Below are 13,195 nucleotides of genomic sequence, written 5' to 3'. Positions count from 1 at the left end.
CAGGTCGAGGCGGCCGACCTCCATCGGCTGCTCGAGGCCGGGCCGGATAGTTGTCTCGTACTGTCCGAGGGGCGAATGCAGATCTATGACCGATCTCCGGGAGACGATGCCGGCTTGGTCGTCGTGACGCGTGCGGACCTCATCGCCCAACTGGGAGACAGCCCGGCAGACAATGACCTGGTCACCCAGGCTGCGCTGCTCGACAGCGAGGTCCGGTCGCTCGGCGCCTGACCCGGCTCACGACGCAGGGCTCGCTGTGGGTGCGGTGCCGAGGTGGGCCAGGAACCAGTCGGTCGCGAGCGTGGCGACCCGGTCGAGTGTGCCGGGTTCCTCGAACAGATGCGTGGCATCCGGCACGATCTCCAGCCGTGGACGCACGGTCATATGCTGCTGGGCGTCCCGGTTGAGATCCAGAACCATGTGGTCTGCGCCGCCGACGATGAGCAGGGTGGGTGTCCGGACTCGGGAGAGGGCGTCGCCCGCGAGGTCCGGGCGGCCGCCGCGGGAGACAACGGCGTGGACTGCGGCCGGGCGCTCGGCGGCAGAGCGGAGTGCGGCCGCCGCACCGGTGCTGGCACCGAACAGGCCGACCGGGTTCTCGGCGGTTGCCGCCTGCCCGGCCAGCCGGTCCACGGTTGCCGTCAGCCGGCCGGACAGCAGCGGTATGTCGAACCGAAGCTCGCGGGTGCTCAGGTCGCGGTGCTCTTCCTCAGTCGTGAGCAGATCGAGCAGGACGGTGCCGAGTCCGGCTCGCTCGAGCGCGGCGGCCACATGCCGATTGCGTGGACTGTGCCTGCCACTGCCGGTGCCGTGCGCGAAAACGACGATTCCGCAGTCCGGCGCGGGCAGCCGGATCCGGGCGTCGAGATGGATATCGCCGGCGGGTATCCGCACTTCCTCGTCGACGAACATGCCGTTGCCGGTGGAGTCGTTCATAGTTTCCGTTCCCGTCGTACGGATTGCCGTGTCCCGGCATATCGGGAGCGGATTACCCGCGTTTCCTCCGGCAAACAGCTGCTCGGGTCGGGTGCGGTCTGCTGTGCCCGGATCGCGGCACGGGGTTCACCGTTCGGCGGTCGGCGTGCAACAGGCGACCTCTTCCGCGTCGCCGGCTTCAGCACTGCTGCCGGTACCACAGCATGCCTGTACCGCTGCGCGGTCGTCGGTCGCGGCGAAGTCGGGCGCGGTACCGAAATGCTCGGTATCGGCGAGGACCGTGTAGACCTCCCAGCGTTCGGCGTCAGGTCCGGTCACCCACACCTTGTCCTGAGTGGCGAAGCAACACGTGGTTGCGATCTGTTCTTCGGTGAACAGGCCGGCCGCCGCCAGGCGTGCGATCTCGGCGCGGACCTTGTCCGAGGACTCGACCTCCACTCCGAGGTGGTTCATGCTGCCGCCCTGACCGGGGTTCTCGATAAGCACCAGTTTCAGCGGCGGCTCGTCGATCGCGAAATTCGCATATCCGGGTTTGCGTTTCGCGGGTTCGGCACCGAACAGGGTCGAGTAGAACCCGACTGCCTGTTCCAGATCGTCGACATTCAGAGCGAGCTGTACACGAGACATCGCGAACCTCCAGTTGTGTTACATATATCGAAAAGGTGGCGGGGTCGAGTGTGTCACCTTTTCGACATATGTCAATACTGACGGTAGAATCGCGGGATGCCGAAAGCGCTACCCGTCATCGATACGACCGCACCGGTTTGCTGTGCCCCGGTGGCCGCCGGTCCCATTGGTGACGAGGCAGCCCTGCACGTCGCGCTCCGCCTGAAAGCGCTCGCCGACCCGGTTCGGGTCAAACTCATGTCGCTATTGCTGGCCGACCCGGTGGCCGGCGCCAACGGTGGCGAGCTCTCCGCCGCGGTCGGCCTGTCCGAATCCACCGTCAGCCACCATTTGACGCAGCTCCGCAAAGCGGGCCTTGTCACCTCGCAACGCAACGGTATGAACGTCACCCACCGTGCCCACCGCGACGCGCTCGCCGCCCTGTGTGTGGTGCTGGATCCCAACTGTTGTCGCTGACCGGGCCCGATCACTGGTTACCGGAACGCCGCCAGGCTGCGTGCCACCCACTCGGAGAAGGTGTGCGGTGCCCGGCCCAGGACCCTTTCGATATCCGGGCTGACCTGTTGGAGCGCGGGAGCCGGGCTGCCGAGCATATCCAGTGTGGATTCGACCACCGGTTCGGGAATGAACCGGATCATCCGTTCCCGTGCCTGCGCGCGCGACAGTTCGGTGAACCGCACCGGTTCGCCCAATGCCGCACCGAGGGCGGCGGCCTGCTGCCTGGGGGAAACCGGCTCGGGGCCGGTGAGCTCGTAGGTCTTGTCGGCGTGGCTGTCGTCGAGCAGGGTTGCGGCGGCTACTGCGGCGATATCGGCCGGGTCGATCACCGGTAGTGCGGTATCGGCGAACGGCGCCGCGATCGTTCGCTCGCTGCGCACCGATTCCGCCCACTGCAGCGCATTGGAGGCGAAGTTCCCCGGTCGCAAGATCGTCCACTCGAGACCGGAATCCCGCACCGCTTCTTCCGTGTCCGCGGGATGATTCCCGGTGCCGACTCCTTGCGAGGACAGCAGTACCACCCGGCGTCCGCCCGCACTCCGGACCGACTGCACGACTTCGCCGAGATCTCCTCCCGCGCCGAGAAATTCGCCGGAGGCCAGCAGAAATACGGTACGTGCCCCAGCGAGGGCGGGGGCCAGTTCGCCGGCCCGCAGAAGGTCGGCCCGCCGATGCTCGGCACCGGCCGGGATATCCGCTGCGGCCACTGTGCGCGAGACTGCCCGGACCTGCGCTCCCGCCGCGGCCAGTGCCTGTACCAGCGGTCGTCCGATATTGCCTGTCGCTCCGGTCACCACGATCATGTTTTTTTCCTCTCGACTTCGGTGACGCGACGCTACTATTCGAAAGACAGTAGGTACCTAGAGGAAAGTATTGGAGGTCGGGCGTTATTGTGACCGAAACCACTGCCTGGGAGCCGGACGCGGATGTCGCCCCGGAGAACGCCTGCCCGGTCGCGCCGGTGGTCGATGTGGTGTTCAGTCGCTGGACCACACCGATCCTGTGGGTGCTGAGCCATCGCGGGCCGCATCGCTTCGTCGAACTTCAGCGGTCGATCAGCACGATCACACCGAAAGTGCTGACCGAGCGGCTCCGGCAACTCGAGCGCGACGGGTTGATCACGCGCACTTACCATCCGGAGGTTCCGCCCCGCGTCGTCTACGAGATCAGCGAGCTGGGTAGTAGCTTGGCGCCGCTGTTCGCGGCCCTGGCCGACTGGTCGGGCAACCTCGAAGAGGTCGAGCGGGCGCGCCGCGCCTACGACGCCGAGCGGCAAACGGGCCGAAAGCGCTGATCGCGGGCCCGGCGATCGTTCCCGCGCGGTGGAGGGGGTCCCCGGAGGGGGCTAGTGTCGAGCGGTGGGCGCTTACCGCGAGTACCGGCCGCCGGCCGGGTTGGAACCGGTGGTGGCGTGCGTTTGGGAAAGCGACGCTCTCCTCGACGGCACGCAGCGTGTCGTACCGGACGGATGTGCCGATCTGGTGTGGCTCGGCCGGCGCCTGCTGGTGGTCGGCGCCGATACCGGGCCGATGCTGTGGGCGGCGGTCGGCGAACCGGTCCGGGGCCTCCGGTTGCGGGCGGGAACGGCCGGTCGGGTTCTCGGCGTGCCCGCCGTCGAGGTCCGCGATCGGCAGTTGCCGCTGTCCGATCTCTGGCCCGCAGCGGCGGACTGGCCCGATCGCCCCGAAGCCGCGGACCCGGCGCAACGGCTCCGGTTGCTGACCGAAGCCGTGCTGCACCGCAAGGCCGAACCGGATCCGCTGGTCGGGGCCGCAGTGCGCCGATTGGTCGTTCCCCGCGCGCGGGTCTCGGCCGTGGCCGCCGACCTGGGAGTCAGCGAGCGTCAGCTGAACCGCCGGATCACCGCGGCTGTCGGTTACGGGCCCAAATTCCTGGCTCGCGTCGCCCGGCTGCGCCGGCTGGTCGCGGCAGCCGGGGAATCGCTGGCGGAGCGCGCGTATGCGGCGGGCTATGCCGGCCAGGCGCATATGTCCGATGAGGTGCGCCACCTCACCGGCCTCACCCCTGTCCGATTTCTGGAAGACGCCACACTCACCGCTGCCTAACCTCCGGATGTATGAGCATCGATCTCGCAGCGGCCCGGCAGTACATCGAGTCCAGTGCCCGCGTCCTGGAGCGGCACCGGCTCGCCGTGCTCCTCGATGGCGGCCCCACCGACCCCGTCCGCACCGCACTCGCCGCCTACCGCAACCCCGACGGCGGATTCGGGCACGCACTGGAACCCGATGTGCGATGCCCGGGCAGCCAGCCGTCGGCGGCACTGTCCGCGCTGGAAATACTTGCCGAACTGGATACGCCCCGTGACCCCGTGGTCACCGGGCTGGCCGACTGGATCGCCGGTATCGCCGACGCGGACGGTGGCGTGCCGACCGTCCTGCCGTCGGCTACCGGTCACCCGCATGCCCCGTGGATGGAGCCGGATCCGGAGGCCGGTTTCCTCACCTACGCCCTCGCTGCCGGCTTGTGGCAGCTCGGTGTGCAACATCCGTGGCTCGACCGGGCGACAACGTGGTGCTGGAACCGGATCGATGCCGTCGAGGCCCCCGCGGGCTACACCGTCAAATTCGCGCTGCAATTCCTCGACGCTGTACCCGACCCCACCCGCGCCGCCGCGGCCGTCGAACGTTTCCGGTCTGCGATCCGCGACGACGGCACGGTGCCGGTCGAAGGCGGTGTCGAAAACGAGCAGATCGGCCCGCTCGCGCTGTCCCCGCGCCCGGCGACACCGAGCCGGGCGTTGTTCGACGACCAGGCGATCGCCGCGGATCTGGACCGGCTCGAACTCGGGCAATTGGACGACGGCGGCTGGGATTTCGACTTCCTGCACTTCACGCCCGGCCAGACCGTGGAATGGCGCGGCGTGGTGACCCTGGGCAATATCAGCACCCTTCGCGAACACGGCAGGATCTGATCCGTATATCGCGTCACCACAAAACCGTTGTTCACGGGTTCAGGGTGTTCAGCTCCCGTGGCCCATGAGGCGCTGGTGGAGGACGGCGGCGCGCAGCGTGAGGTGGTTGCGTTCGGCGAGGTTTTGCGCTCGGTCGGCTGCCTCCACATAGAGCTGCGCCGCGGTGGCGGTATCGCCGGCTCGCTCGTGGAGGTAGGCGGCGGACGCGGTGTAGCGGGGGAGTTTCGGGTCCAGTTCGGCGAGCGCAGCGAGACCCGCCCGTGGGCCGTCCGCCTCGCCGACGGCCACCGCCCGATTGAGCCGGGCGATCGGGCTGCCGGTGAGCCCGACCAGCTCGTCGTACCATTCGACGATCTGCACCCAGTCGGTCTCCTCGGCTGTTTGCGCGTCGGCGTGCAGTGCCGCGATCGCTGCCTGCACCTGGTATTCGCCGAGCCGGTCGCGGGCCAGGGCCGCTTGCAGGATGGTCACGCCCTCGGCGATCAGGTCACGCCGCCACACCTCGCGGTTCTGTTCGGCCAACGGCACCAGGCTGCCGTCCGCTCGGGTGCGGGCCGGGCGCCGGGCATGGTGCAGCAGGAACAGTGCCAGCAGTCCCGCGGCCTCCGGGTCGCCGGTGGTCGCGGTGAGCTGGCGGGCCAGCCGGATCGCCTCCGCGGCCAGGTCGATATCGCCGCTGTATCCCTCGTTGAACACCAGGTACAGCACCCGCAGCACAGTGCGCGGATCCCCGGGAGTGTCCAGGCGGGCCTCGCTCACGATGCGTTTGGCCCGGCTGATTCGCTGCGCCATGGTGGCTTCGGGCACCAGGTATGCCTGCGCGATCTGGCGGGTGGTCAGACCGCCGACGGCGCGCAGTGTCAGCGCCACCGCCGAGGTGGGTGTGAGGCTCGGATGCGCGCACAGGAAATACAGTCGCAGCGTTTCGTCGACCGGCGCGACCGGTCCCGCCGCCGGTTCCCCGGACATCCGCAGCTCACGGTTGCGTCGTGCGGATTCGGAGCGGGCCAGGTCCACGAAACACCGCCACGCCGTGGTGATCAGCCAGCCTTTGGGGTCGTTGGGCTGTCGCCCCGGCCAGGTATCGACTGCCCGCAGCAGTGCCTCCTGGACGGCGTCCTCCGCGGTCGCGAAATCCGCCCCGCGATGGACGAGGGCCGCCAGGACACCGGGGATCAGGTCCCGCAGCCGGCCCGTGTCCAGCGCGTCGGCAGTCATCACTCGGTGACGGTCGGCGGGGCGGTCAGGAACGGGCGGACCTCGAGCCATTCGTGGATCGGTTTCCCGCCGGCCCCGGGCGCCGCGGACAACTCGCCCGCCAGCTCCACGGCGCGGTCGTAGGAGTCGACGTCGATGATCATCCAGCCCGCGATCAGGTCTTTGGTCTCCGCGAACGGGCCGTCGGTGACCGGTGGTTTGCCCTCGCCGTCATAGCGGACCCAGGCGCCCTCCGGTGCCAGGGCCTGACCGTCGACGAATTCGCCGGCGCTCTCCAGCCGGTCCGCGAAATTCTGCATGTACTGCATATGCGCCTCGATCTCGGCCGGTGTCCACCGGTCCATCGGCACATCGTTGACCGATGCCGGGGCGCCGCGGTAATGCTTGAGGAGCAGATACTTGGCCATGGGATTCTCCCTTCGGATGTCCGACCCTGGTTGGTCGATCACACCTGGGACGGAGCCGTGACGACGTTCTCGACATCCGCGCCGAAATTTTCCAGCACTTTTTTTCCGGGGTCTGCGCCGACCTTCGATCAGGCCTCGCTGGGCTGGACGATGACGAACCCTTCACCGTCGAGGCGGAGCTGGAACGCCTCGCCCGAACCGCCACGGACCATCGAACCGAAAGTTTGCGAGCGATTCAACGAGGTCTGCAGCTGCGCGCTCCACCCGACCACCGCATCGGTGTCCACGAAAACCGGTGCCTGCGGATGCACCGGAATGATGATCGGTGTCCCCGCGCACACCAGCCCGAGCCGCCCCTGGCCCGTGAACACACAGTTGAACAGCCCGCCGCCGGCCATCCCGACACCCTGCACCATGCGGATGTCGTACTGCAGGCTCGAATCGAATACCAGAATATTGCGGCCGTTGATGGTGAGCGCATCGCCGGGCACCAGGTCGACCAGGAAACAGTTCCGGTCGAAATGCGCGAACCATGCCTCACCTTGACCTCGCACCGACATCAGCGGCACGCCCTCGCCCGTGAGCGCGCGCTGCAGGAACTTTCCGACCCCCTGCCCCTTCTTCTCGAATTGCAGGTTCCCGCGAAACGCGACCATCGAACCCTGCCGCGCCAGGCATTCACCGTTCACGGCGTACTTCAAGGATTTCGTACTCTGCGCGGTCAGTCCGGGGGCGGTCGCGGGCTGGGCCATGTTCTCGTTGGCGAAGATCTCACTCTGCATACCGCGATCCTGCCGTAACCACCCCCGCCGTGGGCCGCGGTGGTGTGCGAACTGCCTACCTGCGCGGGATGCAGTGTCCGGCTTTCGGGCCGGCGCTACCGCCGCCGCACGGGAACCGTGCAGTAACGAATTCGCGTCGGCAATCGAAATGTTCAGGAGCGCACACATTTAGGAGTGTGGCGCCCTGTTCGGAGGGTAATCGGTATATGGTCGCCCTCCGGCGAACCGAGTTCGACGATCGAGAGAGACCGCTATGCCTGGCTTCCTGAAGTACGTCATCTTCCTCAACATGCTGAACATGTTCGGCGGTATGTACAACACCTGGTGATTCCCCGGCCCGGTCCGCCGATCGGTTAGATTGGCGGTTCTGCCTGGATCCGCGCCGGGCGCCCGGATGGTCGAGGATAGGGGTCGGTATGACGAAGACCGCGCTGGTGACGGGGGCGTCGTCGGGGATCGGGCGGGCAACTGCCGCCCTGCTGGTGGGGCAGGGCTATCGCGTGATCGGGACCAGCCGGAACCCGGATTCGATCGCGGCGCCGGCACGGGTTCCGGGGGTGGAGTATCGCGCGCTCGACCTCACCGACCCGGCCGGTATCGAGCGGTTCGGGCACGACCTCGGACCGGTAGATGTGCTGGTCAACAATGCGGGCGAGAGTCAGTCGGGCCCGATCGAGGAATTGCCGCACGAAGCCGTCACCCGGATATTTCAGTTGAACGTTTTCGGGGCGGTCCAGCTGACGCAACTGGTTCTGCCGGGAATGCGGGGGCGCGGATACGGGCGGATCATCATGGTGGGGTCGATGCTGGCGAGTTTTCCGCTGGCCTACCGGTCCTCGTACGTTGCGACGAAGGCCGCGATCAAGGGTTTCGCGGACGCGGCACGTTTGGAGACAGCGCCGTTCGGGGTGTGGATCAGTACGGTCGAACCCGGTTCGATCGCGACCGGGATCGGCGAGCGGCGCACAAAGTACATCACCGAGGATTCGGTGTACGCGGCGGATTTCGCGACGATGCTCACCCACCTGGACCGCAACGAGCGAGCCGGGACGAGCGCGGACGAGGTGGCGCACACCATTCTTCGCGCGATCTCCGCGACGAAACCGAAACCGTTGTACGCCAAGGGCAGCCGTGCGCCGGTCGTGTTCGCGCTGCGGCGGTTGTTCCCGGCGGCGGTGGTCGAGAAGGTCGTCGCGCGGGCGCACGGATTGAAACGCTGACGAGGCCGGATATGCGTTTATCCGTGGGTTGCGCCATGTGGACGCATACCGCGTGGCCGGCGACAGGTGAAAAACTGCGCAGCTATGCGAGCTGGTGCGATGCGGTCGAGGGCAACACCACCTTCTACGCGGTGCCGGCGCGGCGCACAGTGGAAGCCTGGGCACAGCAGACCGGTCCGGATTTCCGTTTCGTGATCAAACTGCCCAAAACCGTCACCCACGAGCGCCGGCTCTCGGGCACGGACGCCGAGCTGAACGATTTCCTGTACACGATGGAACCGCTCGGGTCCCGGATGCATGCGCTGTGGGTCCAGTTGCCGGGGACGTTCGGGCCGAACGAGCTGGGGTCGCTGGCCGGATTCCTCCGGAAGGTCCCGGCTGGGCTGCGGGTCGCGGTCGAGGTGCGCCATCCCGCGTTCTTCGCCGCCGGCGACGCGGCGAACCAGCTGGAACGAGTGCTGGGCCGAGCCGGGGCGGAATGGGTGCCCTTCGACACCACCGTCCTGTTCGCGGCACGGCCGGCGAGTTCGGCGGAGTACGAGGCGCAGTCGAAGAAACCGCGGTTGCCACGGCGGATGCGAGCACTCACCGATACTCCGATCGTGCGGTATCACGGCCGCGATGATTCGGAGCCGACGGTGGCCGGCTGGCGGCCCTGGGTGGAGCAGACGGTCGAATGGCTGCGGGAGGGCCGTTCACCGACGGTCTTCCTGCACACCCCGGACAATGCGTCCTCCCGGGATTTGGCGCGCCGTTTCCACGACGAGGTCCGCGCTCATGTCCCGGAGCTCCCACCGTTGCCGGACCCTGCCGAAACCGAACCGATGACCTTGTTCTGACGGCGCTGCCGGCCGCCTCGGGTCAGTTCACCGCGAGCAGCGCCGCGGCGGCGAGCATCTCGACCCAGAAGTAGAACCAGACCGGATAGAACGCCACCGCAGCGTCCAGCACCCGCGAAACGACCCGGCCCGCTGCCATTCCCGCCAGCGCGACCGCGACCGCGAGAACAATGCCCCGCCCGAGTTCGCCGGTCGTCGTTGCCGACCAGATCAGTGCGGCGGCAACCGCGAGACCGAACCCGCCGTAGACCGCGCGCACCTCGGAGCGCCCTGCGGCGGTGCCGACGGCGATGCCGAAGGGGCGCACGAGCCGCGCGGGCGCGGCCAGGGCGTAGAGACCCATTCCTGTGAAGAAGAGTCCCACTGCTGTCAGAACCACCGTTCGCACTACGCCTCCTTGCATGCTTCCGTCGCTCGATCATCGAGCACCGCCGGTGGGGGCGCTTCCGGAAACGTGTGGTTCCGAAACCCTGCAAGTGAACAAATGTTCTAGACCAGAAAGACGTTATATAGCAGTATATTGCTTTATAAGTGAGCGAATATTCTCACTCCGTGGTAGAAATCGGCGGTAGCGAAGGGAAATCCATGCAACCGACCGACAAACAGCGCGCCGCGCTGGAGATGATCTGCGATACGTTCCTGCCGGGGGACGGGCCGGGGCTGCCCTCGGCATCCGAACTGGGCGCTGTGGACACGGTGTTCGCACTTCTGGCGCGCAACCCGCGGGAAGCCGAAACCAAGCAGCTGGCGATGCTGCTGGATTTGTGGGACGGTCCGGTCACCGGGCTGCTCGCCGGATGGGGTCCGCGGCGGTATTCGAAACTGTCGCAGCAGGACCGGGAGAAGGCGCTGCTGCGGCTCGGCGCGTCCCGGCTCGGCCCCGTGCGGGCGGTGTTCCAAGCCCTCAAGCAGGCGTCGTTGCTGGCATACAACGTCACCCCGGGGCCGACCGGAAGCAATCCGCTGTGGAAACACCTGGGCTACGACGCGATCCCCGGACCCCTGACGAATGCGCCGCAGCCCGCGCTCGCACCGCAGCGCATCACCGAACCGGCGAGCCTCACCTGTGATGTCGTGATCGTCGGCTCCGGTGCCGGTGGTGGGACCGCCGCCGGAGTGCTCGCCGCGGCAGGTCTCGATGTGGTCGTCCTCGAACGCGGCGAATACTACGACGACAAGGATTTCGGCGGCGGTGAACTCGCCCGTCTCGTAGATCACGCCGTAACCGTTGCCATCGAGGTCGGCGTGCTGCCGGCAGATCCGGGTCTGCAGACCACCCTCCCAAGGCCGCACTTCTTCGTCGAACAGGCCGAAAACCGCCGCCGCCGGATGCAACCGCAGGTACCGCCCGATGTTCTTGTTACCCAACCCCGACCGGCGCAGCAGAGCGGGCGTCTGGATCGCGCCCGCCGCCACCACCACCGCTCGGGCGCGTACCTCGAATTCCACGACGGCTCCCGCGAGAGATCGCCGACATCCGGCTGCGGGCCTGTTCCGGGGTCCGGGGTCGGGCCGCACCGGGGTCCGGGTCCTGCTCCCGGTCGGTGAGGTCGGCGGCCTTCCGGTGGCGGCGCGGTAGCGGCGGGCGACCGGCGCCGGCGCCGTACGGGTCCGGCAGCGGGCCCGGATACGTGATCTCGGAGGTGACGGCGGGGTAGATGTCCGACCCCAGCGTGCGGGAATCGTAGGGCGCCTCGTGCACCGGAGCGGTGGCGAAGGTGGTCGAAGGCGAGGTGTGGAAGGTGAGAGGCGCCGCGCCGGCCGGAACGGGTTCGATCACCGGGGCGGCTTCCAGCGGTGGCGGTCCGCCGGGTTCGGTGAGTGCGGTCGGGATGAGGACGATCGCCTTTATTCCGCCGTACGCGGATTCGGTCAGGCGTACCGAAATACCTTGCCGGGCGGCCAGGGTGGCGACCACGAACAGCCCCAGGCGAGTATCGCCGGTCAAGGCCGTGACGCCGAAGTCCGGCGGTTGGGCCAGCGCCCGGTTCCGTTCGGCGATCTCGTCTTCCGACATCCCGAGCCCCTGATCGGCCACCTCGATGGCCACACCGCGCCCCACCGGGGTGGCCGATACCTCGACCCGGGAGTCCGGCGGTGAGAACGCCGTCGCGTTGTCCATCAGTTCGGCGAGCAGGTGGATGAGGTCGGCCGCGGTTTTTCCGACGACCCGCATCTCCGGCACCCGTCCGGTGTGGATACGTGTGTAATCCAGGCTTTCCGCGGCCGCGGCCCGGATCACGTCCCACAGGGAAACCGGTTTACGCCACCGCCGTCCCGGTTGTTCGCCACCCAGAACGATGAGGTTCTCGGCGTGGCGGCGGGCTCGGGTGGCGAGATGGTCGAGCTGGAAGAGGAGTTCGAGCTGGTCGGCGTTCTCCTCACGGCGTTCGGCCTGATCCAGCAACGCCAGCTGGCGATGCACCGCGAGCTGATTGCGATGCGCCATATTCAGGAATACCGCGTTGAAACCCGCCCGCGTCTTGGCCTCGGCCACCGCGGCCGATACGGCTACCAACTGTGCCCGGTTGAAGGCGTCGGCGACCTCCCCGAGTTCGTCGGTACCGAAATCCAGTTGCGCGACCTCGGCGGTGGTGTCGACCTCCGCGCCGTCGTCGAGGCGGCGCATGAGGTCGGGCAGGCGGTTGTCGGCCAGGTCAAGGGTGTCGTTGCGCAGGTGGCGCATCCGGGCGATGAAACGGTTGGCCATCAGCAGCGCGCCGAGGAAGGTCAGCCCGGTGAGCAGCAGAACGGCGATACCGCCCAGCAGCGATTTCGCGGCTGTATCGTCGCCCTGTGCGCGGGCGGTGGCATGGGCGTCGTTGCTCTGGTCCTCCCAGAGCTTCAACAGATTCCCGGTGACTTCGCCGGACGCCTTCTGCCAGGCGGCGATATCCATCGGCAGCGCCGCCGGTTCGCCGGTGGAATCCGCTTCGCCGGTGCTACCGGAGCTGTCCTCGGATTCTGTGGCCGACCGTGCGCCGCCGGTCATGATCGCGTCCTGCATCGCGATCACCTGCCGATAGCTCGGGGAATCGGTGATCGCCCGAAGCTGCGCGAGCCGTTGGTCTTTGAGTACCGCACCGGAATACGCGACTTCGCCGCGGAACTCGCCGACGTAGCGGTTGAAGTCCACCAGCTGAGGCTCGGTCAGTTCGTCCAGGGTGAGCGCGGCCGCGCCCAGGGTGTCCGCCTTGGACAGTGCTTCGGCAGCCCGCAGGGGTTCGGCTCCGTAACCGAGCGATATCGCCACCCCGGCGTCCGGTGCGACCCGGGCAGCCAGCATGGAGGCCGCGACGATCGTATCGATTACCGCGCTGAAGAATCCGAAAGCCTCCGGCCGGGGAATCGTGCCCGCGTCGATCGCGGCGCGGGTGGCGGGGACCTGGCCGAACAACTGCTGATAGCCGGCGAGCTCGGCTCGGGAACCGGCGGGATTGAGTTGCTGCGCCGCGTCACCCTTCGCGATGACCTCGCCCAGGGCGATATCGGACTGACCACGCGCCGCTACCAGTGCCGGCGCCGCACTCGTATCGCCCGCCAGCAACAGTAGGGAAAGCCGCCGTTCTTCCTCGAACGCGCGCACCATCAGGATTGCCGGACCGGTGGTGCTGCTGGCCAGTTCTGCCCAGTTCGTGGCATCCCGGCCGGACCGCACGAGGTAGGCGGCCGCGCCGATTCCTATGGTCACCAGCGCGATACTGGTGATGAGCACGATCGCGAGCAAGCGGGTGCG

15 protein-coding genes are annotated in these 13,195 nt (G+C 67.7%); 6 read left to right on the top strand and 9 right to left on the bottom strand.

What is annotated here, in order from left to right; translation table 11 throughout:
• Nucleotides 1-237 precede the first annotated feature (237 nt).
• Nucleotides 238-936 (bottom strand): dienelactone hydrolase family protein, encoded by a 699-nt coding sequence (locus NS6_RS19730; protein ID WP_210747039.1) that lies wholly within the window; start codon nt 934-936, stop codon nt 238-240.
• Between the two features lie 126 nt (nt 937-1,062).
• Nucleotides 1,063-1,563, bottom strand: coding sequence for an ArsI/CadI family heavy metal resistance metalloenzyme (locus NS6_RS19725; RefSeq protein WP_068043806.1), 501 nt, complete (start codon nt 1,561-1,563; stop codon nt 1,063-1,065).
• 96 nt (nt 1,564-1,659) lie between these two features.
• Here NS6_RS19725 and NS6_RS19720 point away from each other — a divergent pair, with 96 nt between their 5' ends.
• Entirely contained in the window at nt 1,660-2,019 is a 360-nt protein-coding gene (locus tag NS6_RS19720; protein ID WP_068043805.1) for an Rv2640c family ArsR-like transcriptional regulator, read from the top strand.
• Nucleotides 2,020-2,036: 17 nt separating this feature from the next.
• On the opposite strand, the gene NS6_RS19715 is transcribed toward NS6_RS19720, so the two are convergent.
• Nucleotides 2,037-2,864, bottom strand: coding sequence for an SDR family oxidoreductase (locus NS6_RS19715; protein WP_068043803.1), 828 nt, complete (start codon nt 2,862-2,864; stop codon nt 2,037-2,039).
• A gap of 89 nt (nt 2,865-2,953) precedes the next feature.
• On the opposite strand from NS6_RS19715, the gene NS6_RS19710 reads away from it, so the two are divergent.
• From NS6_RS19710 to NS6_RS19700, 3 genes are all read left to right on the top strand, one after another.
• Nucleotides 2,954-3,355, top strand: coding sequence for a winged helix-turn-helix transcriptional regulator (locus NS6_RS19710; protein ID WP_068043801.1), 402 nt, complete (start codon nt 2,954-2,956; stop codon nt 3,353-3,355).
• Nucleotides 3,356-3,419: 64 nt separating this feature from the next.
• Complete coding sequence (locus NS6_RS19705) at nt 3,420-4,127, top strand: DUF6597 domain-containing transcriptional factor (RefSeq protein ID WP_084471218.1); 708 nt, start codon at nt 3,420-3,422, stop codon at nt 4,125-4,127.
• Nucleotides 4,128-4,138: 11 nt separating this feature from the next.
• Complete coding sequence (locus NS6_RS19700; protein ID WP_068043799.1) at nt 4,139-4,993, top strand: prenyltransferase/squalene oxidase repeat-containing protein; 855 nt, start codon at nt 4,139-4,141, stop codon at nt 4,991-4,993.
• 48 nt (nt 4,994-5,041) lie between these two features.
• On the opposite strand, the gene NS6_RS19695 is transcribed toward NS6_RS19700, so the two are convergent.
• The 3 genes from NS6_RS19695 to NS6_RS19685 all read right to left on the bottom strand — a co-directional run bounded on the left by NS6_RS19695 (nt 5,042) and on the right by NS6_RS19685 (nt 7,400).
• Nucleotides 5,042-6,211, bottom strand: a complete 1,170-nt coding sequence (locus NS6_RS19695) for an RNA polymerase sigma factor (protein ID WP_068043797.1) — start codon at nt 6,209-6,211, stop codon at nt 5,042-5,044.
• Nucleotides 6,211-6,618: a YciI family protein gene (locus NS6_RS19690; RefSeq protein ID WP_068043795.1), complete on the bottom strand. Its 408-nt coding sequence runs from the start codon at nt 6,616-6,618 to the stop codon at nt 6,211-6,213. Before NS6_RS19690 ends, NS6_RS19695 begins: the two co-directional genes overlap by 1 nt.
• Nucleotides 6,619-6,746: 128 nt before the next feature.
• Complete coding sequence (locus NS6_RS19685; RefSeq protein WP_068043976.1) at nt 6,747-7,400, bottom strand: AIM24 family protein; 654 nt, start codon at nt 7,398-7,400, stop codon at nt 6,747-6,749.
• A 416-nt stretch (nt 7,401-7,816) separates the two neighbouring features.
• Here NS6_RS19685 and NS6_RS19680 point away from each other — a divergent pair, with 416 nt between their 5' ends.
• Together NS6_RS19680 and NS6_RS19675 are read left to right on the top strand one after the other, a co-directional pair.
• Nucleotides 7,817-8,620: an SDR family oxidoreductase gene (locus NS6_RS19680; protein WP_068043794.1), complete on the top strand. Its 804-nt coding sequence runs from the start codon at nt 7,817-7,819 to the stop codon at nt 8,618-8,620.
• 11 nt (nt 8,621-8,631) lie between these two features.
• Entirely contained in the window at nt 8,632-9,459 is an 828-nt protein-coding gene (locus NS6_RS19675; RefSeq protein ID WP_157112839.1) for a DUF72 domain-containing protein, read from the top strand.
• A 22-nt stretch (nt 9,460-9,481) separates the two neighbouring features.
• On the opposite strand, the gene NS6_RS19670 is transcribed toward NS6_RS19675, so the two are convergent.
• The 3 genes from NS6_RS19670 to NS6_RS19660 form a co-directional block, all read right to left on the bottom strand.
• Nucleotides 9,482-9,862 carry a DUF4345 family protein gene (locus NS6_RS19670; protein WP_068043790.1) on the bottom strand — a complete coding sequence of 127 codons (381 nt, stop codon included), beginning with the start codon at nt 9,860-9,862 and terminating at the stop codon, nt 9,482-9,484.
• Nucleotides 9,863-9,984: 122 nt separating this feature from the next.
• Complete coding sequence (locus tag NS6_RS36475) at nt 9,985-10,875, bottom strand: GMC family oxidoreductase N-terminal domain-containing protein (protein ID WP_371859350.1); 891 nt, start codon at nt 10,873-10,875, stop codon at nt 9,985-9,987.
• Entirely contained in the window at nt 10,820-13,150 is a 2,331-nt protein-coding gene (locus NS6_RS19660) for a sensor histidine kinase (RefSeq protein ID WP_371859349.1), read from the bottom strand. Before NS6_RS19660 ends, NS6_RS36475 begins: the two co-directional genes overlap by 56 nt.
• Nucleotides 13,151-13,195: the final 45 nt, after the last annotated feature.

This window comes from Nocardia speluncae NBRC 108251 (assembly GCF_001613245.1).
Classification (GTDB): domain Bacteria; phylum Actinomycetota; class Actinomycetes; order Mycobacteriales; family Mycobacteriaceae; genus Nocardia; species Nocardia speluncae.
The sequence above is the reverse complement of the archived record's forward strand: the minus strand, read 5'-3'. Positions and strand labels throughout refer to the sequence as shown.

Coding starts and splice junctions, on each gene's coding strand:
- NS6_RS19730 (WP_210747039.1), bottom strand. CDS start 936: ATGAACGACTCCACCGGCAACGGCATGTTCGTCGACGAGGAAGTGCGG.
- NS6_RS19725 (WP_068043806.1), bottom strand. CDS start 1,563: ATGTCTCGTGTACAGCTCGCTCTGAATGTCGACGATCTGGAACAGGCA.
- NS6_RS19720 (WP_068043805.1), top strand. CDS start 1,660: ATGCCGAAAGCGCTACCCGTCATCGATACGACCGCACCGGTTTGCTGT.
- NS6_RS19715 (WP_068043803.1), bottom strand. CDS start 2,864: ATGATCGTGGTGACCGGAGCGACAGGCAATATCGGACGACCGCTGGTA.
- NS6_RS19700 (WP_068043799.1), top strand. CDS start 4,139: ATGAGCATCGATCTCGCAGCGGCCCGGCAGTACATCGAGTCCAGTGCC.
- NS6_RS19695 (WP_068043797.1), bottom strand. CDS start 6,211: ATGACTGCCGACGCGCTGGACACGGGCCGGCTGCGGGACCTGATCCCC.
- NS6_RS19690 (WP_068043795.1), bottom strand. CDS start 6,618: ATGGCCAAGTATCTGCTCCTCAAGCATTACCGCGGCGCCCCGGCATCG.
- NS6_RS19685 (WP_068043976.1), bottom strand. CDS start 7,400: ATGCAGAGTGAGATCTTCGCCAACGAGAACATGGCCCAGCCCGCGACC.
- NS6_RS19680 (WP_068043794.1), top strand. CDS start 7,817: ATGACGAAGACCGCGCTGGTGACGGGGGCGTCGTCGGGGATCGGGCGG.
- NS6_RS19675 (WP_157112839.1), top strand. CDS start 8,632: ATGCGTTTATCCGTGGGTTGCGCCATGTGGACGCATACCGCGTGGCCG.
- NS6_RS19670 (WP_068043790.1), bottom strand. CDS start 9,862: ATGCAAGGAGGCGTAGTGCGAACGGTGGTTCTGACAGCAGTGGGACTC.